Genomic DNA, 17,542 nt, shown 5'->3' with positions numbered 1-17,542 from the left:
TCCTCCTTACAGGAACATCAGGAAATACATCAGGAACACGTTGACCAGTAGCAGCAGTACGCCGGTTGGCACCTGCGCTTTAATCACCGCGTTTTTGTCCGGTAGCTCCAGCAGCGCTGCTGGAACAATATTAAAGTTCGCCGCCATCGGCGTCATCAGCGTCCCGCAATAGCCGGAGAACATACCAATCGCCGCCATTACCGCTGGATTGCCGCCGTGTTGCAGTACAAGGATCGGAATACCAATCCCAGCGGTCACGATCGGGAAAGCAGCAAACGCATTACCCATGACCATAGTCAGCAATGCCATGCCGATGGTGTACACCGCCACCGCAATAAAGCGACTATCCACCGCCAGATATTCCTGCGTTAGGTATGAAATGCCGCTACCCACACCCGCCGCTGTAAACAGCAGCCCGAGCGTAGCCAGAATCTGCGGCAGAATGAACGCCCAGCCAATGGAGTCCAGCAGACGGCGCGCCTCCTGAATCGGTTGATGCACCCGCTCATGGGTCATTTTTATCGCCATCGCCAGACCAATCAACGATCCCGCTGTCATTGAAAAGAGCGTCACCAGCGTGGCGTGATTACCTGGCCCGAACAGCGCATCCTGTAAGCCAGGAATATGGTTGAACATCAATACGCCAATAACCGTTACCACCGGGATCGCCAACGCAGGGAAAAACAGGCGGTTGCCCAGGCGGCTGGCGCTTTCTTCGCGCTGTTGCTGCGTCCGTTGATGGTAGCTTCCAAGCTTCACACCCCCAAAACCTGCGATCAGGGCCAGCACGACCACCGCAACGCCGACGGCAATATGCACCGCGCGTTTATCGCCAAACAGCGAGTATGTCCAGTCACCAAGCAGAAACAGTACGCCGTATATGCCCCAAAACAGGCCTGTGGTGAAACGACGCGGGTTCGCTTTGTCCTGCCAGGACATCAGCGCCACAATCAGTAATACCGCACCCGCCAGCCAGTAGAGATAGCTTTGTTGAAAATTCATTTCGCTTCCCCTTTCGCTGCGGCATTCGCTTTCGCCACCTCTCGTTGCAAATAGCTATCCAGACGCCACAAACGCGTGCCGTGGATCAGGAAAGCACAAATTGCCGTTGGGATCCCCCACAAGGCGATATGCAACGGTTCAGTCTGGATCCCACCAGACTCCAGCATAAAGTTGTGCATGAATATGATCGCGCCGAAGGCAACAAAGATATCTTCACCGAAAAACAGCCCAACGTTATCGGTCGCCGCTGACATTGCGCGCAGTCGATAGCGAACCGCACCGGGTATCTCGCCGTGATTTTTCTCGGCGGCCCCTTCCGCCATTGGCGCCAGCAGCGGGCGCACCATCTGCGGATGCCCGCCCAGACTGGTCAGCCCTAACGCAGCGGTCGCTTCGCGAATGAACAGATAGACAATAAGCAGACGGCCACTGGTGGCGCTGCGGATTTTAGCAATCCACGCCTGAGCGCGCTCTTTGAGTCCGTGACGTTCCAGCAGGCCAATAACCGCCAGCGGGATCAGCAGGATAAACGGCAGGTTGCGGGTGTTAAGAAAACCTTCACCCAGCTTCTCGAGGATGGTGGCGATCGGCATATGCGCCGCCAGTCCCGTGACGATCCCGGCAATAATAACCACCAATACCGGATTAAAACGTAAAAGAAATCCGACCACAATGACGGCGATGCCCGTCAATGGCCAGAGAGAAATAGCCTCTCCCATAATTAAAACCCTTATGTTGTTGTGTAATATCTTATTGTTTTATATTAAAAAATTATGCGCTAATTTGAATATTGCATGCATTAAAGGCGCTACGCAAGCGACGGGCAAAAGCGAGTGCGTGCTCGCCATCCCCATGAATGCATACCGTCTGGGCGATCACGCTTGCCCATGTTCCACTTTGGCTTTTTACTCTGCCGGATTGCACCATTTCTAACGTTTGCGCCAGCGCCTGCTCTTCATCCTCAATCAGTGCGCCCGGCTGGCTGCGGGGTACCAGGCTGCCATCGGCCTGATAACCGCGATCGGCAAAAACCTCCTGACGCGTTATCAAGCCATAGTGTTCTCCGGCGCGAATCAGTTCGCTTCCCGCCAGCCCGACCAGAACCAGCGACGGATCGCAGGCATGAACCGCTTTAGCAATCGCATCGGCCAATTGAGGATCTTTCGCCGCCTGGTTATAGAGCATGCCATGCGGTTTGACATGACGCATCACGCCGCCTTCTGCCCGCGTGATGGCAGCCAGCGCGCCAATTTGATACAGCGTCTGTGCATACACCGTTTGTGCAGGCAGTGTCATGGCGCTACGGCCAAAATTTTCCCGATCCGGAAAGCTCGGATGCGCGCCTATCGCCACGCCATTTTTTAACGCTTCGCGCACGCTTGAGAGCATGGTTTGCGCATCACCGGCATGAAACCCACAGGCAATATTGGCTGAAGACACGAGTTGCAGCAGCGCTGCATCGTTCGCACATCCCTCACCGAGGTCCGCGTTGAGATCAATTTTCATTGTTAAGTCGCCATGTTAACTGTTCCAGGTAACGCTGCTGGTCGTACCGCGCCTTCAGCGCTTCCTCCAGCGAACACTGCACAAAGTGAATCGGTTGACCGAGCGGGATCTGCGCCAGATGATGCATATCTGCCTCGATGATACAGGCGATGCGCGGATAGCCACCCGTCGTCTGAGCATCGTTCATCAGCACGATTGGCTGGCCATTATGCGGAACCTGCACCACGCCGGGGAGCAAACCATGCGACAGCAACTCGCGATCGGTCGTGCGCGTCAGCGGCTGCCCCTGAAGACGATACCCCATACGGTTACTTTGTGGGCTAAGCTGCCACGGCGAGCGCCAGAAAGAGGCCTGCGATACCTCATCAAACTCCTGATACTCAGGGCCGGGCAGTGCGCGGATGAGATTACCCCACATCAGTTGTTTTACACCTTGTGGCCCGTTGAATTGCCGGGTAGATACGCCAATCTCCAGTCGATCGCCATCACGCAGCAGACGCCCTTCAAACCCACCAATGCCCACTTTCAGATCGGTACTGCGCGAGCCCATCACTTCGGGAACATCAATACCGCCCGCTACCGCCAGATAACTGCGCATGCCATGAAGCGGACGTTTTAGCGTCAGGCGCTGCCCGGCTTTTACCGGTAACCGCCATCCGCTCCATACGGGAGTTCGATCCAGATGCGCTTCGCATCCGGCACCGGTCAGGGCAAACCAGCCATCGGCTTCAAACTCCACCACCAGTTGCCCCAGCGTGATTTCCAGCGCTGCGGCATTCGCATCATTACCCACCAGCAGGTTAGCCACGTTCAGCGCCGGTTTATCCAGCGCGCCGCAGTGACTAATTCCGGATTGACGAAAACTATGGCGTCCCCCGTCCTGTACTGAGGTGTACATGCCAGCGCGGATGATGTTTAACATATCCCCTCCTTCTGCGGGACAAAACGCACGGTATCGCCAGCCCGTAACAGAATCGGCTCCTCCCGTTTTGGATCAAATAACGAAACGGAGGTACGCCCAATCAATTGCCACCCACCGGGTGTTGCAAGCGGGTAGATCCCCGTTTGAGATCCACCGATACCGACAGAACCTGCCGGAACAAGCAAACGCGGTTCCGCACGTCTGGGGGTATGCAGCTGTTCAGGTAAGCTCCCGAGATAGGGAAATCCCGGCTGAAAACCGATAAACCACACCACATAGTCAACTGACGCATGAAGTTCGACGACCTGCTTGTCGCTTAATCCACTGTGTCGGGCGACCTCTGCCAGATCAGGGCCAAACTCACCACCATAGGTCACAGGTATTTCAATAAAGCGTGAATCCGGCTCCAGTGCTTCACTCTCTTCCCACCAGCGCTGCAGGCGTTCAATCGCATCCAGCGCCAGTGTTTGCGGGTCGCGCAGGGTAACCGTGATATTGTTCATTCCCGGAATAGCTTCAAGCACATTCGGGGCGTCAACTAAACGCTGAGCCAGACGCCAGATGCGTTTCTGAGTCGCCAGCGTGATGGGGGGCTCCAGTTCAAGAACCACCGCCGTTTCACCTAACAGATAACAACGCGCTCGCTGCACTTTCATCCCTCTTTTATTACGCTGGATTAGGAATATCGATAAAGGTTACGTCCAGATCGGTATTTTCATTCAGCCATTCGCTTAATGCGCGAATGCCGCCGCGTTCGGTCGCATGGTGACCGGCAGCATAAAAATGCAGCCCCTGCTCGCGGGCTGAGTGAATGGTTTGCTCAGAGACTTCACCGGTAATAAAGGCGTCGACACCAAATCGGGCTGCGCTATCAATAAAACTTTGCCCCCCCCCGGTACACCAGGCAACGCGCTGAACTTTCTCCGGCCCGGTATCACCGCACCATAACGGTTTACGACCTAAACGCGCTTCAATCCACGATGCCAGCTCCAGCCCCGGAACCGGCATGGAGAGTTCGCCCCATGGCACCAGCGGTTCAATTTCACCCATCACGGTGATTCCTAGCAGCGCGGCCAACTGCGCGTTATTCCCCAATTCCGGGTGTGCATCCAGCGGCAAGTGCCAGCCATACAGGTTGATATCATTTTCTAACAGCGTTTTCAGACGATTGCGCTTCATGCCGCGAATAACCGGAGATTCGCCTTTCCAGAAATAACCGTGGTGAACGATAACCGCATCCGCTTGCTGGCGTACCGCCTCGTCCAGCAATGCCTGGCTTGCAGTCACACCGGTCACGATTTTATGCACCGTCTCTTTGCCCTCAACCTGCAAACCATTCGGCGCATAATCGCTAATGGCGGCGCTGTTTAGTTTGTCGTTGATCAGTTGTTCCAGTTCGGTGTTTTTCATCATCGTCCTCGTAGTCATCATTTCTGCCTGCCCAATCAGCAACACAGCTTAGGTTAAAATAGCGTCCCCGCCTGCGTTCGTCGATAGCCATTTCACTGACACATAAAGAAACAATCACACCCGCTTTGAACGTGATTTGCTTACCACTACGCGATCTAATTCATGTATATTTATGCAATCAGACAGCATATTGCAAAAATAATCAGATCTGTATCAAAGTTACAACTTTAAGGAAACACACTCGCGCAGCACGTTCAGCCAGTCGCGAGGCATTTACTTCGAGAAAATAATGAATAAACAAGCATCTCAACCACGGGCGATATACTACGTTGTCGCGCTACAAATCTGGGAATACTTCAGTTTTTACGGCATGCGTGCGCTGCTGATCCTGTATCTCACTAACCAGCTTAAGTACGACGATAATCACGCATATGAACTGTTCAGCGCCTACTGCTCGCTGGTCTATGTCACCCCTATTCTCGGGGGATACCTGGCCGATAAAGTGCTCGGCAATCGAATGGCGGTGATGATCGGCGCATTTTTAATGGCGGTGGGGCATCTGGTTTTGGGTGCCAGTGAAATGGCCCCGGCGTTCCTCTATTTGTCGCTGGCGATAATTGTCTGCGGTTACGGTCTGTTTAAATCAAATATCAGTTGCCTGCTTGGCGAGTTATATCAACCTGAAGACCCACGTCGCGATGGTGGATTCTCTCTGCTCTACGCCGCCGGTAACATCGGTTCGATCATCGCACCAATTGCCTGCGGATACGTGCAGGAAGAGTACAGTTGGGCGATGGGCTTTGCGCTGGCTGCCATCGGCATGCTGGCAGGGCTGGTGATATTCTTATGTGGTAATCGCCATTTCGCCCACACCACCGGCGTCAACAAGGCCGTTCTGTGTGCTAAAACCTTTATTCTGCCAAACTGGGCCTGGCTGTTAGTTTTGTTGGTTGCCGCACCGCTGCTGATTACCGTGCTGTTCTGGAAAGAGTGGTCCGTTTACGCACTGATTGTTGCCACCATTATTGGTCTGGCAGTTCTGGCGAAGATTTATCGCCAGGCACAGACGCAGAAACAACGCAAAGAGCTGGGGCTTATCGTCACGCTGACCTTCTTCAGCCTGTTGTTTTGGGCCTTTGCTCAACAGGGCGGCAGCTCGATCAGCCTGTATATCGACCGCTTCGTTAACCGCGATATTCTGGGGTATTCCGTCCCTACCGCGATGTTCCAGTCGGTTAACGCTTTTGCCGTTATGCTGTGCGGTATCGTACTGGCGTGGGTAGTCAAAGAAAGCGTGAGTGGCAATCGTACCGTACGTATCTGGGGTAAATTTGCCCTTGGCCTCGGCTTAATGAGCGCTGGGTTCTGTATTCTAACCTTGAGCGCTCGCTGGTCCGCTGCTTACGGCCACTCTTCGATGCCGCTGATGGTACTTGGGTTGGCGGTCATGGGCTTTGCCGAACTGTTTATCGATCCGGTGGCAATGTCACAAATTACGCGTATTGAGATCCCTGGTGTTACCGGCGTATTAACCGGCATTTATATGCTGCTTTCCGGTGCCATCGCCAACTACCTGGCAGGCGTTATCGCCGATCAGACCTCACAAGGCTCGTTTGATGCTGCGGGCGCTATCAACTACTCCATCAATGCCTATATTGATGTCTTTAGTGAAATTACCTGGGGCGCGCTGGCCTGTGTGGTGCTGGTGCTGATGATTTGGCTGTACCAGTCGCTTAAGTTCAGAAACCGTTCACTGGCGGTAGAATCCTGAGTGTAGGGGCCCGATGATGTAATCTGATTCGGGCTTTTTTTCAGGAATTACGCATGGCTGGCAGTCAACTCCTCTTCAGAAAGACCTGTAACCAGAAGCACCATGTTGCGATCTATTCCCTGCTCCAACATAGTTTGCGCTATACGTAATGCGGCTTCTCGTTTGCCTCGCTGCAACCCTTCCTGTAATCCATCTAAGCGTAACCGCTCGGCAATCGTCATCAGCTTCTCCTTATGTTGGGGGATCCGTTGCGCCATCTCTTGTATAAATTCATTAAAGCGAGATTCATCGCCGGATTGCAGGATGTAATTAAACATCGCCTGTAGTTGCGTGTCATTAGCGCACCCTGTAAGTAACAGCGTGGCCAGTTGATCTACCAGCCCCAGCAAATCCCGCTGACGGATATGTTTTTGCAGATCTGCTGGAAGGTATTACGCAGAAATCCGCTGCGCGCTTATCCCTTACGCGCCGCCTCATATGCCGCCAGCGTCGCCAGCCTCGCCTGTTTATGATCCACAATCGGGCGAGGATAACTTAGTGTCACCTGCGCTTTTTCAGCCCACGACCACGGTTCATGAATGGCTTTACCCGGCACGTCGCGCAGTTCCGGCACCCACTGGCGGATAAACTCACCGTCACGGTCGAATTTTTCGCCCTGCGTCGTGGGGTTAAAGATACGGAAATACGGTGCGGCGTCGGTTCCGGTTGAGGCTGCCCATTGCCAGCCGCCGTTATTGGCCGCCAGGTCGCCATCGATCAGTTGCGACATAAAATACTGTTCGCCTTTACGCCAGTCGATCAGCAGGTCTTTCACTAAAAAACTGGCGGTAATCATGCGTAAACGATTATGCATCCAGCCCGTTGCGTTAAGCTGACGCATGGCCGCATCCACAATGGGGTAGCCCGTATTCCCTGTTTTCCAGGCCTGCAAATGCGTCGGATTATTCTGCCATTGCACGCGATCGGTCCAGCGAATAAAAGGTTGATACCGACACAGCGACGGATGGTAAGTCATTAGATGACGATAAAATTCACGCCAGATAAGCTCATTCAACCAAACGCTACCTGCCCCATCCTCAAGCGCCTGCGGCTGCTCCACGAGCAGTCGATTCAGGCACTGGCGCGGTGATAGTCCTCCTGTCGCCAGGCTTGCGGATAATCGACTGGTTCCGTCAATCGCCGGAAAGTCACGCAGTTGTTCATATTCTCCGGCAGCCTGCTGGCAAAAATGGCGTAACTGCACGATGGCCAATTTTTCTTCTGCCGGAAATTGCTGCGTATCAAAATCCTGCTGCGGGTAGCTCAGCGAGATGGATGTTAATGGAGAGTCAAGAGCACCGCTTTCTCTCACCTTCGGCGCACTGACACATTCTGGGATCCCGTCTTTTATCCGCTTCAGCCAGGCATTTTTAAACGGCGTAAAGACTTTATACATCTCGTGATTACCGGTCATGACCGCCCCCGGAGGCAGAATCACGCTATCGTCAAACCCTTCGCACACCACCTGAGGTAATAACTTTTCGACGGCAACATCACGCTGGCGTTCGTTTATTTCATATTGATAGTTATAAAATATTCGACTGACGCCATGCTGTACGCAGACGTTTTTGACGGTTTCCACACTGGTCGCAAAATCAGCAACTTCATGAAACAGAAGCGGGATGCCCTTTTCTGCCAGCGCCGTTTGCAACGCATTCAGCTGCGCGTTAACCAATGCCGCCTGACGTGGGGCCATATCATGCGCCTTCCACTGTTCAGGCGTGGAAATATAGAGCGCGAGTACATGTGCAGAACGATCCCGACAAGCCGCCGCCAGCGCGAGATTGTCGTGCAGACGCAAATCACGCCGAAACCAGACCAGATGCGTGGTCATAACACTCCCTGATAAAAATTAATCATTGCCCTGTAAACGCCAAATCGCAGGCCAGAGTTCAAAATAACGTTGCCCGGACAACCAGGTGTTCGGGTGCTCAGCCATATAGTGTTTGAGGAGCATTAAGGGTGCAAGTAGCGGCTGCGCCTCGCGTCGATAGTTATCGATTATCGAGGTCAATTCCTGACGTTGACGCAGATCGAGCTGATTACGGAAATAGCCCTGTACGTGCATCAATACATTGGTATGGTTACGCCGGGTAGCAGGATTTAATAACAGATGGGTCAATCGTAGGCGATACTCGGTAAAAAAAGCATCGAGATCTTGCCATTCATGGATTGCGGCAACGAAGGGGCCAAGCTCCCGATACTCTGGCTGGGAATGCGCCAGTAGTACCAGTTTGTAGCGAGTATGATAGTCAATTAATGCGCCCCGCGTTAATTTTCGCTGACGCAGGCGGTGCAATTCATGCAAAGCGTAAACACGTATTAATGTATTTTCGTCGAACTGAGGTGCCTCACTCGCTTCTGTGGTCAGACAGGTGCGGATACCAACAGGAATTCTCGTGCTCATCGCCACTCCTTATCCGTTACTCAGATAAGTGTAGACGTCGGCGTATAAAAAAACCGCCACATTGCTGTTAGCGGTTTTCTTGAACAATAACGACAACTTAATAGAAGTCGCAGGTGGCTTTTTCAGCCTGCTCCATCCACACCGGTTTATCACTGGTTTTGGACCAGACGCGGTGCAGATAGCTGTAAAAACGGGCGCGGTCTTTCCAGAACAACATGACCGGCAGCGCCAGCACGCCCGCCACAACGGCAAAGGTACGGCGCAAGAAAACAATGTGTGCTGGATATTCTTTATAAAAGTCCATAATCCTCTCCCATATATCTGTTCGGTGAATCGCACCGGAAAAATAAACTTGGTTAACTGATGAAAATAATACCGCCTTGTGTGTAATTTTGCTACTCATCCGACCACTTATTTTTATCTATTGATGCTCCGTTTAGCTAAAAACCGTAATTAAGTTACATAAAAGTTAAATTAATACTAATCATTAGTTAAATAATGGTCTTTGCCATTTTTATACTTTTTTTACACCCCTCCCACTGATTTTTGCGAAATCTTTGCAAGCAAAAATCTACGCTCTGGTTATCACATTTATGCCACTGGAGGTGCACCGTGAGTGCAGGCGTGATAACCGGCATTGTGCTGGTCTTTTTATTATTAGGTTATCTGGTGTATGCCCTGATTAATGCGGAGGCGTTCTGATGGCGGCCCAAGGATTTTTACTCATTGCCAGTTTCTTGCTGGTACTGTTTATCATCGCCAGACCGCTGGGTTTTGGCTTGGCTCGGCTGATCAATAATACGTCCCTGCCGGGCCTGTCTGGCGTGGAACATCTGCTCTGGCGCGGTCTGGGCATCTCGCAGCAGGAGATGAACTGGCGGCAGTATCTGTTGGCGATCCTCGCGCTCAATGTGCTGGGGTTGCTGGTCCTGTTTTCAATGCTGATGGCGCAAAACCTGCTGCCGCTAAATCCGCAACAGCTACCTGGGCTTTCGTGGGATTTGGCGCTCAACACGGCGGTAAGTTTTGTCACCAACACCAACTGGCAATCCTATGCTGGCGAAACCACCTTAAGCTACTTCAGCCAGATGGTCGGGCTGACCGTGCAGAACTTCCTGTCAGCGGCAACCGGGATTGCGGTGATTTTTGCCCTGGCCCGTGCCTTTACTCGCCAGAGTATGAACACGCTGGGCAACGCCTGGGTCGATCTGGTTCGCATTACGCTGTGGATCCTGCTCCCCATTGCATTGCTCATTGCGTTGTTCTTCATTCAGCAAGGTGTGCTGCAAAACGTGTTGCCCTATCAGCCCATTACTACCCTTGAAGGGGTGAAACAGGTGCTGCCGATGGGGCCCGTCGCCTCACAGGAAGCGATTAAGATGCTTGGCACTAACGGGGGCGGGTTCTTTAACGCTAACTCATCACATCCGTTTGAAAACCCTACCGCGTTGACCAATCTGGTACAGATGTTGGCCATTTTCTTAATTCCTACCGCGCTGTGTTTTGCCTTTGGTGATGTGGTTGGCGATCGTCGCCAGGGGCGGACCCTGCTGTGGGCCATGTCGCTGATATTTGTGGTCTGCGTAGCCGTGGTGATGTGGGCCGAAGTTCAAGGTAACCCGCACCTGATGGCATTCGGTGCAGACAGTAATATCAACATGGAAGGCAAAGAAAGCCGCTTTGGCGTGCTGGCTACGAGTCTTTTTTCCGTCGTGACGACAGCGGCATCTTGCGGCGCTGTCGATGCGATGCATGACTCCTTCACCGCGCTGGGTGGGATGGTGCCGATGTGGCTAATGCAGATTGGCGAAGTGGTCTTCGGTGGTGTCGGTTCGGGCCTGTACGGCATGCTGCTGTTCGTGTTGTTGGCGGTGTTTATCGCGGGCCTGATGATTGGTCGCACGCCGGAATATCTGGGTAAGAAAATAGACGTGCGTGAAATGAAAATGACCGCACTGGCGATTCTGGTCACCCCTGCGCTGGTGCTGCTCGGTACGGCGATAGCGATGATGAGCGATGCCGGACGCAGCGCCATGCTCAACCCTGGTCCACATGGCTTTAGTGAAGTGTTGTACGCCGTATCGTCTGCCGCGAACAACAACGGTAGCGCCTTCGCCGGATTAAGCGCCAACAGCCCGTTCTGGAACTGTCTGTTGGCCCTGTGCATGTTCTTCGGCCGTTTCGGCGTGATCATTCCCGTGATGGCAATTGCCGGATCGCTGGTCAGTAAAAAGATCCAGCCAGCAAGCCCTGGCACGCTGCCTACTCACGGTGCACTGTTTGTCGGGTTGTTAATCGGTACGGTGTTACTGGTTGGCGCCCTCACCTTTGTTCCTGCCCTGGCACTTGGCCCGGTCGCAGAATACCTGTCATTACACTGAGTGATGCGGAGCACATGACTATGAGTCGCAAGCAACTGGCGCTGTTCGAACCCTCTCTGGTCGCACAGGCGCTGATGGACGCCGTGAAAAAATTAAGCCCACATACCCAGTGGCGCAATCCGGTGATGTTTATCGTCTGGCTGGGCAGTCTGCTGACAACCCTGTTAACGCTGGCAATGGCCACAGGCCATATGCAAGGCAATCCGTGGTTTACCGGCGCGATAAGTCTGTGGCTGTGGATTACCGTTCTGTTCGCCAACTTTGCCGAAGCGCTGGCGGAAGGACGCAGTAAGGCTCAGGCTAACAGTCTGAAAGGAGTTAAAAAAACCGCTTTTGCTCGCAAACTCCGCGAACCGAAATACGGTGCCGCCATGGATCACGTTCCGGCGGAGGATTTGCGCAAAGGAGATATCGTGTTAGTAGAAGCGGGCGATATTATCCCGTGTGACGGCGAGGTCATCGAAGGTGGCGCATCGGTGGATGAAAGCGCCATTACCGGTGAATCCGCGCCGGTCATTCGTGAATCCGGTGGTGATTTCGCCTCCGTCACCGGCGGGACCCGCATCCTCTCCGACTGGCTGGTGATCGAATGTAGCGTAAACCCTGGTGAAACGTTCCTCGACCGGATGATCGCCATGGTTGAAGGCGCGCAGCGGCGTAAAACGCCGAATGAAATCGCCCTGACGATCCTGTTGATAGCCCTGACCATCGTTTTTCTGCTGGCGACCGCCACGCTGTGGCCGTTTTCCGCCTGGGGTGGTAGCGCGGTTAGCGTCACGGTACTGGTTGCCCTGCTGGTGTGTCTGATCCCCACCACCATCGGTGGGTTGCTCTCTGCTATTGGCGTCGCCGGGATGAGCCGCATGTTGGGCGCGAACGTCATCGCCACCAGCGGACGTGCAGTGGAAGCGGCGGGTGACGTGGACGTACTGCTGCTGGACAAAACCGGCACCATTACGCTGGGCAACCGCCAGGCTTCAGATTTTCTGCCCGCCCAGGGGGTGGATGAAAAGACGCTGGCCGACGCCGCGCAGCTTTCATCACTGGCCGATGAAACCCCTGAAGGCCGCAGTATCGTGATTCTGGCAAAACAGCGCTTTAATCTGCGTATTCGCGACGTGCAATCGCTGCACGCCACCTTTGTACCGTTTACCGCCCAAAGCCGAATGAGCGGGATCAACATCGACAACCGCATGATCCGCAAAGGGTCGGTCGATGCTATTCGTCGTCACGTCGAAGCCAACGGCGGCCACTTCCCTGCCGACGTGGAGCAGAAGGTCGAAAACGTCGCACGCCTTGGCGCTACGCCGCTGGTGGTTGCCGAAGGCTCCCACGTGCTGGGCGTGATTGCCCTGAAAGATATCGTAAAAGGCGGAATCAAAGAACGTTTTGCCCAACTACGCAAAATGGGCATCAAAACGGTGATGATCACCGGCGATAACCGCCTGACCGCCGCCGCGATTGCGGCAGAAGCCGGGGTAGATGACTTCTTAGCTGAAGCCACGCCGGAAGCCAAGCTGGCGCTGATTCGTCAGTATCAGGCGGAAGGTCGCCTGGTGGCGATGACCGGCGACGGAACCAATGACGCCCCGGCGCTGGCGCAAGCCGACGTGGCGGTCGCCATGAACTCCGGGACCCAAGCGGCGAAAGAAGCAGGCAACATGGTGGATCTCGACTCTAACCCCACCAAGCTGATTGAAGTGGTGCACATTGGTAAACAGATGCTGATGACGCGTGGTTCGCTGACCACCTTCAGTATCGCCAACGACGTGGCGAAGTATTTCGCCATTATCCCGGCCGCGTTCGCCGCCACCTACCCGCAGCTCAATGCGCTTAACGTGATGGGCTTGCATTCGCCGGACTCGGCGATCCTCAGCGCGGTTATCTTTAATGCGCTGGTTATCGTCTTACTGATCCCGCTGGCGCTTAAAGGCGTGGGCTACAAACCGTTATCCGCATCCGCAATGCTGCGCCGTAATTTGTGGATCTATGGTCTGGGTGGTCTGGTTGTGCCGTTTATCGGTATCAAAGCAATTGATTTACTGCTGACCCTACTGGGTCTGGTGTGAGGTTTCAGATGAGTGGATTACGTCCTGCATTATCAACATTGATTTTCCTGATGCTTATCACCGGCGGAGCTTACCCGTTGTTGACCACCGCGTTGGGGCAGTGGTGGTTTCCCCACCAGGCTAACGGCTCGCTTCTACGCGAAGATCAAGTCGTTCGCGGCTCTGCGCTCATTGGGCAACATTTTACCGCGGCCGGTTATTTTCAGGGACGTCCGTCAGCTACAGCAGAAATGCCCTATAATCCAATGGCTTCAGGCGGCAGTAACCTGGCAGCCAGCAATCCGGAACTGGATAAACAGCTGCAAAGCCGGATAGCCGCACTGCGTGCTGCTAACCCGCAGGCAAATCCTGTCGTTCCGGTAGAGCTGGTAACGGCTTCTGCCAGCGGGTTGGATAACAATCTGACGCCAGCCGCGGTGGCCTGGCAAATCCCCCGCGTGGCGCAGGCTCGCAACCTCAGCGTTAAAGAGGTCACGCGCCTGGTTGCACAATACACGCAAAAGCCGTTGGTCAGTTTTATCGGCCAGCCGGTGGTAAACCTGGTAGAACTTAATTTAGCGCTGGATAAGCACTGAGAAAAAGGACATGCATAACGAACCCTTACGCCCCGACCCCGATCGCCTGCTGGAGCAGACCGCTGCCCCGCACCGCGGAAAACTGAAAATTTTCTTCGGCGCGTGTGCAGGCGTCGGTAAAACCTGGGCCATGCTGGCAGAGGCCCAACGGTTGCGGGCGCAGGGGTTAGATGTGCTGATTGGGGTGGTGGAAACCCACGGACGCAAAGAGACCGCCGCGTTGCTGGACGGTCTCAGCATCCTGCCGCTAAAGAGACAGGCGCGCCATGGTCGTCATATTAGCGAGTTCGATCTCGACGCGGCGCTGGCCCGCCGTCCGGCGCTCATTTTGATGGATGAACTGGCGCACAGTAATGCGCCTGGCTCACGCCACCCTAAGCGTTGGCAAGACATTGAAGAGCTGCTCGAAGCCGGTATTGACGTTTTTACTACCGTCAACGTGCAGCATCTGGAAAGCCTCAATGATGTGGTCAGCGGCGTCACCGGCATTCAGGTTCGCGAAACCGTCCCCGATCCTTTTTTCGATGCCGCCGACGATGTGGTTCTGGTCGATCTTCCCCCCGACGATTTGCGCCAACGCCTGAACGAAGGCAAGGTCTATATCGCCGGTCAGGCGGAAAGAGCCATCGAGCATTTCTTTCGCAAAGGGAACTTGATCGCGCTACGTGAGCTGGCCCTGCGCCGCACGGCCGATCGGGTTGACGATCAGATGCGTGCCTGGCGAGGGCGTCCGGGGGAAGAAAAAGTCTGGCATACCCGTGACGCCATTTTACTGTGCATTGGACACAATACCGGCAGCGAAAAGCTGGTTCGTGCTGCCGCGCGTCTGGCAGCGCGCCTCGGCAGCGTCTGGCATGCAGTATATGTCGAAACGCCAGCGCTGCACCGACTGCCCGAAAAACAGCGCCGCGCAATTTTAAGCGCTCTGCGGTTAGCCCAGGAGCTGGGTGCAGAAACCGCCACCCTTTCCGATCCCGCTGAAGACAAGGCTGTAATCCGCTACGCCCGTGAGCATAATCTGGGAAAAATTGTCCTCGGACGTCCGACTACACGACGCTGGTGGCGCAGTGATTCTTTTGCTGACAAACTGGCCCATCGCGCACCAGATCTCGACCTGATGATTGTTGCGCTCGATGAGCCACCTTCGCGCCCTGTGCTACAAACTGCAGATAACCGCACCTTTAAGGATAAATGGCGGGTACAAATTCAGGGTTGTGTGGTTGCCGTCGCGCTGTGCGCCATCATTACGTTGATTGCCATGCAGTGGTTGATGGCCTTTGACGCCGCCAACCTGGTGATGATCTATTTATTAGGCGTGGTGGTTATCGCCCTCTTTTACGGACGCTGGCCGTCGGTGCTAGCAACTTTTATTAACGTCGCCAGCTTCGATCTCTTCTTTATTGCTCCACGCGGCACGCTGGCCGTTTCCGACGTCCAGTACCTGCTCACCTTCGCCGTGATGCTAACGGTAGGGCTGGTAATCGGTAATCTTACCGCCGGAGTGCGTTATCAGGCGCGGGTAGCCCGTTATCGCGAACAACGTACGCGCCATTTGTATGAGATGTCGAAAGCGCTGGCCGTCGGACGGAGTCAGCAAGATATCGCCGCCACCAGCGAACAGTTTATTGCCTCAACGTTCCAGGCCCGCAGCCAGGTTTTACTGCCCGGTGAGAACGGTAAGCTGGCCCCTCTCACCCATCAACAAGGCATGACACCGTGGGATGATGCCATTGCCCAATGGAGCTTTGATAAAGGGCAACCGGCTGGCGCAGGTACTGACACGTTGCCAGGAGTGCCGTATCAAATTTTACCGTTAAAAAGTGCCGACAAAACGCATGGGCTGCTGGTTGTTGAACCGGGAAATTTACGCCAGCTGATGATCCCCGAACAGCAACGCCTGCTGGAAACTTTCACTTTACTGGTCGCCAGTGCGCTGGAGCGTCTGACGCTAACCGCCAGCGAAGAGCAGGCCCGGTTTGCCAGCGAGCGCGAAAGCATTCGCAACGCGCTGCTCGCCGCCCTTTCCCACGATTTACGTACGCCGCTAACGGTGCTGTTTGGTCAGGCAGAGATCTTAACGTTGGATCTGGCAAGCGAAGGATCGCCGCACGCGCGCCAGGCCAGTGAGATTCGCCAGCACGTCCTTAATACGACCCGACTGGTTAATAACCTGCTGGATATGGCGCGAATTCAGTCCGGCGGCTTTAATCTTAAGAAGGAGTGGTTAACACTGGAAGAGGTGGTCGGCAGCGCCCTGCAGATGCTGGAGCCAGGACTCTCTGATCCTATTAATTTGTCGCTACCAGCACCGTTGACGCTGATCCACGTCGATGGCCCACTCTTTGAACGGGTGCTGATTAATCTGCTGGAAAATGCCGTTAAATACGCAGGTCCAGCGGCGCAAATCGGTATTGATGCCAGCGTCAATGGCGAGCACCTGCAACTGGACGTCTGGGATAATGGCCCCGGCATTCCATCGGGTATGGAGCAGCGAGTTTTTGACAAGTTTTCCCGGGGAAACAAAGAGTCATCGGTACCGGGCGTTGGGCTGGGGCTGGCAATCTGTCAGGCCATTGTGGACGTGCACGGCGGTACGATTTCCGTCCACAATCGCGCACAGGGAGGAGCATGTTTCCGTGTTACACTGCCCCAGGAAATCCCCCCTGAACTTGAAGATTTTCATGAGGATATGTGACGAACGTACTGATTGTTGAAGATGAACAGGCTATCCGTCGCTTTCTGCGCACCGCGCTGGAAGCCGATGGTCTGCGAGTATATGAAGCGGAAACGCTGCAACGTGGTCTGCTGGAAGCCGCCACGCGAAAACCCGATCTCATCATTCTCGATCTCGGTCTGCCGGACGGTGACGGCATTGATTTTATTCGTGACCTGCGACAATGGAGCGCGATACCGGTAATTGTGCTCTCAGCCCGCAGCGAAGAAAGCGATAAAATCGCTGCCCTGGATGCCGGCGCCGATGACTATCTCAGTAAACCCTTTGGTATTGGCGAACTACAGACGCGATTGCGTGTGGCATTGCGTCGCCACGCCAGCGGCACGTCTCCCGAGCCGGTGGTGCATTTTTCCAACGTAAAAGTAGATATCGCCGCCCGGCTCGTACATCGCGGTGATGAAGAGATTCATCTGACGCCGATTGAGTTTCGCCTGTTAGCAGTACTGCTAAATAATGCCGGAAAGGTACTAACGCAACGCCAGTTGTTAAATCAGGTTTGGGGACCGAACGCCGTCGAACACAGCCACTATCTGCGAATTTACATGGGACATTTGCGCCAGAAGCTGGAACTGGATCCGGCACGTCCGCGTCATTTTCTGACCGAAACCGGGATTGGTTATCGGTTTATGCCGTGAATCTAAGCCGAATTAAAAAAGCCGGATCAGCATATTAGCTGTCCGGCTTTTTCATTATTCATGCCGGATAGCGACGCTAGCGTCTTATCCG

The 17,542-nt window shown here is 54.3% G+C and carries 16 protein-coding genes and 1 pseudogene; 7 read left to right on the top strand and 10 right to left on the bottom strand.

Translation table 11 applies throughout. The annotated features are described in order from the left end of the window. Positions 1 to 6: 6 nt before the first annotated feature. The 6 genes from OGX92_RS14055 to ybgI are packed head-to-tail and all read right to left on the bottom strand — an operon-like array spanning position 7 to position 4,840. Positions 7 to 1,002 (bottom strand): DUF979 domain-containing protein, encoded by a 996-nt coding sequence (locus tag OGX92_RS14055; RefSeq protein WP_008784131.1) that lies wholly within the window; start codon positions 1,000 to 1,002, stop codon positions 7 to 9. After that, positions 999 to 1,721, bottom strand: coding sequence for a DUF969 domain-containing protein (locus OGX92_RS14050; RefSeq protein ID WP_063940693.1), 723 nt, complete (start codon positions 1,719 to 1,721; stop codon positions 999 to 1,001). Before OGX92_RS14050 ends, OGX92_RS14055 begins: the two co-directional genes overlap by 4 nt. Positions 1,722 to 1,773: 52 nt before the next feature. Next, the gene (gene pxpA, locus OGX92_RS14045) at positions 1,774 to 2,508 is read right to left on the bottom strand and encodes a 5-oxoprolinase subunit PxpA (RefSeq protein WP_063940694.1); all 735 of its coding nucleotides are present in this window, start codon (positions 2,506 to 2,508) and stop codon (positions 1,774 to 1,776) included. Beyond that, a complete protein-coding gene (gene pxpC, locus OGX92_RS14040; protein ID WP_194211053.1) occupies positions 2,498 to 3,430 on the bottom strand; it encodes a 5-oxoprolinase subunit PxpC in 933 nt (310 codons plus the stop codon). The genes pxpA and pxpC overlap by 11 nt, the downstream gene beginning before the upstream one ends. Then, complete coding sequence (gene pxpB, locus OGX92_RS14035; RefSeq protein ID WP_003831391.1) at positions 3,424 to 4,080, bottom strand: 5-oxoprolinase subunit PxpB; 657 nt, start codon at positions 4,078 to 4,080, stop codon at positions 3,424 to 3,426. The genes pxpC and pxpB overlap by 7 nt, the downstream gene beginning before the upstream one ends. 16 nt (positions 4,081 to 4,096) lie before the next feature. After that, positions 4,097 to 4,840 carry a radiation resistance protein YbgI gene (gene ybgI / locus OGX92_RS14030; protein WP_003831390.1) on the bottom strand — a complete coding sequence of 248 codons (744 nt, stop codon included), beginning with the start codon at positions 4,838 to 4,840 and terminating at the stop codon, positions 4,097 to 4,099. Positions 4,841 to 5,129: 289 nt separating this feature from the next. Between ybgI and dtpD the strand changes: the two genes are divergently transcribed. Further along, positions 5,130 to 6,611 carry a dipeptide permease DtpD gene (gene dtpD, locus OGX92_RS14025; protein WP_003831389.1) on the top strand — a complete coding sequence of 494 codons (1,482 nt, stop codon included), beginning with the start codon at positions 5,130 to 5,132 and terminating at the stop codon, positions 6,609 to 6,611. Positions 6,612 to 6,658: 47 nt separating this feature from the next. On the opposite strand, the pseudogene OGX92_RS14020 reads toward dtpD, so the two are convergent. The 4 genes and pseudogenes from OGX92_RS14020 to OGX92_RS14005 form a co-directional block, all read right to left on the bottom strand. Beyond that, positions 6,659 to 7,027: pseudogene (locus tag OGX92_RS14020) on the bottom strand (Rpn family recombination-promoting nuclease/putative transposase); the annotation flags it as partial. A gap of 38 nt (positions 7,028 to 7,065) precedes the next feature. Beyond that, positions 7,066 to 8,484: a deoxyribodipyrimidine photo-lyase gene (gene phrB / locus OGX92_RS14015; RefSeq protein ID WP_003831379.1), complete on the bottom strand. Its 1,419-nt coding sequence runs from the start codon at positions 8,482 to 8,484 to the stop codon at positions 7,066 to 7,068. Between the two features lie 18 nt (positions 8,485 to 8,502). After that, positions 8,503 to 9,057 carry a DUF1722 domain-containing protein gene (locus tag OGX92_RS14010; RefSeq protein ID WP_003831377.1) on the bottom strand — a complete coding sequence of 185 codons (555 nt, stop codon included), beginning with the start codon at positions 9,055 to 9,057 and terminating at the stop codon, positions 8,503 to 8,505. Between the two features lie 97 nt (positions 9,058 to 9,154). Then, positions 9,155 to 9,361, bottom strand: coding sequence for a YbfA family protein (locus tag OGX92_RS14005; RefSeq protein ID WP_003022870.1), 207 nt, complete (start codon positions 9,359 to 9,361; stop codon positions 9,155 to 9,157). Positions 9,362 to 9,669: 308 nt separating this feature from the next. Between OGX92_RS14005 and kdpF the strand changes: the two genes are divergently transcribed. The 6 genes from kdpF to kdpE are packed head-to-tail and all read left to right on the top strand — an operon-like array spanning position 9,670 to position 17,451. Next, positions 9,670 to 9,759, top strand: coding sequence for a K(+)-transporting ATPase subunit F (gene kdpF, locus OGX92_RS14000; RefSeq protein ID WP_001670793.1), 90 nt, complete (start codon positions 9,670 to 9,672; stop codon positions 9,757 to 9,759). Then, the gene (gene kdpA / locus OGX92_RS13995; RefSeq protein WP_240389147.1) at positions 9,759 to 11,438 is read left to right on the top strand and encodes a potassium-transporting ATPase subunit KdpA; all 1,680 of its coding nucleotides are present in this window, start codon (positions 9,759 to 9,761) and stop codon (positions 11,436 to 11,438) included. Before kdpF ends, kdpA begins: the two co-directional genes overlap by 1 nt. 20 nt (positions 11,439 to 11,458) lie before the next feature. Beyond that, the gene (kdpB, locus tag OGX92_RS13990; protein WP_003831372.1) at positions 11,459 to 13,507 is read left to right on the top strand and encodes a potassium-transporting ATPase subunit KdpB; all 2,049 of its coding nucleotides are present in this window, start codon (positions 11,459 to 11,461) and stop codon (positions 13,505 to 13,507) included. Between the two features lie 8 nt (positions 13,508 to 13,515). Beyond that, entirely contained in the window at positions 13,516 to 14,082 is a 567-nt protein-coding gene (gene kdpC / locus OGX92_RS13985; RefSeq protein ID WP_286586675.1) for a potassium-transporting ATPase subunit KdpC, read from the top strand. Positions 14,083 to 14,092: 10 nt separating this feature from the next. Further along, entirely contained in the window at positions 14,093 to 16,777 is a 2,685-nt protein-coding gene (gene kdpD, locus OGX92_RS13980; protein WP_240389148.1) for a two-component system sensor histidine kinase KdpD, read from the top strand. Beyond that, positions 16,774 to 17,451: a two-component system response regulator KdpE gene (gene kdpE, locus OGX92_RS13975; protein ID WP_286586674.1), complete on the top strand. Its 678-nt coding sequence runs from the start codon at positions 16,774 to 16,776 to the stop codon at positions 17,449 to 17,451. The genes kdpD and kdpE overlap by 4 nt, the downstream gene beginning before the upstream one ends. Positions 17,452 to 17,542 lie beyond the last annotated feature (91 nt).

Origin of the sequence: Citrobacter sp. Cpo089 (genome assembly GCF_030332695.1) — a bacterium.
Lineage (GTDB): Bacteria > Pseudomonadota > Gammaproteobacteria > Enterobacterales > Enterobacteriaceae > Citrobacter > Citrobacter portucalensis.
This window is presented reverse-complemented; position numbering and strand designations above follow the sequence as displayed.

Coding starts and splice junctions, on each gene's coding strand:
- phrB (WP_003831379.1), bottom strand. CDS start 8,484: ATGACCACGCATCTGGTCTGGTTTCGGCGTGATTTGCGTCTGCACGAC.
- pxpC (WP_194211053.1), bottom strand. CDS start 3,430: ATGTTAAACATCATCCGCGCTGGCATGTACACCTCAGTACAGGACGGG.
- kdpC (WP_286586675.1), top strand. CDS start 13,516: ATGAGTGGATTACGTCCTGCATTATCAACATTGATTTTCCTGATGCTT.
- OGX92_RS14050 (WP_063940693.1), bottom strand. CDS start 1,721: ATGGGAGAGGCTATTTCTCTCTGGCCATTGACGGGCATCGCCGTCATT.
- kdpA (WP_240389147.1), top strand. CDS start 9,759: ATGGCGGCCCAAGGATTTTTACTCATTGCCAGTTTCTTGCTGGTACTG.
- kdpB (WP_003831372.1), top strand. CDS start 11,459: ATGAGTCGCAAGCAACTGGCGCTGTTCGAACCCTCTCTGGTCGCACAG.
- pxpA (WP_063940694.1), bottom strand. CDS start 2,508: ATGAAAATTGATCTCAACGCGGACCTCGGTGAGGGATGTGCGAACGAT.
- OGX92_RS14055 (WP_008784131.1), bottom strand. CDS start 1,002: ATGAATTTTCAACAAAGCTATCTCTACTGGCTGGCGGGTGCGGTATTA.
- OGX92_RS14010 (WP_003831377.1), bottom strand. CDS start 9,057: ATGAGCACGAGAATTCCTGTTGGTATCCGCACCTGTCTGACCACAGAA.
- ybgI (WP_003831390.1), bottom strand. CDS start 4,840: ATGAAAAACACCGAACTGGAACAACTGATCAACGACAAACTAAACAGC.
- dtpD (WP_003831389.1), top strand. CDS start 5,130: ATGAATAAACAAGCATCTCAACCACGGGCGATATACTACGTTGTCGCG.
- OGX92_RS14005 (WP_003022870.1), bottom strand. CDS start 9,361: ATGGACTTTTATAAAGAATATCCAGCACACATTGTTTTCTTGCGCCGT.
- kdpD (WP_240389148.1), top strand. CDS start 14,093: ATGCATAACGAACCCTTACGCCCCGACCCCGATCGCCTGCTGGAGCAG.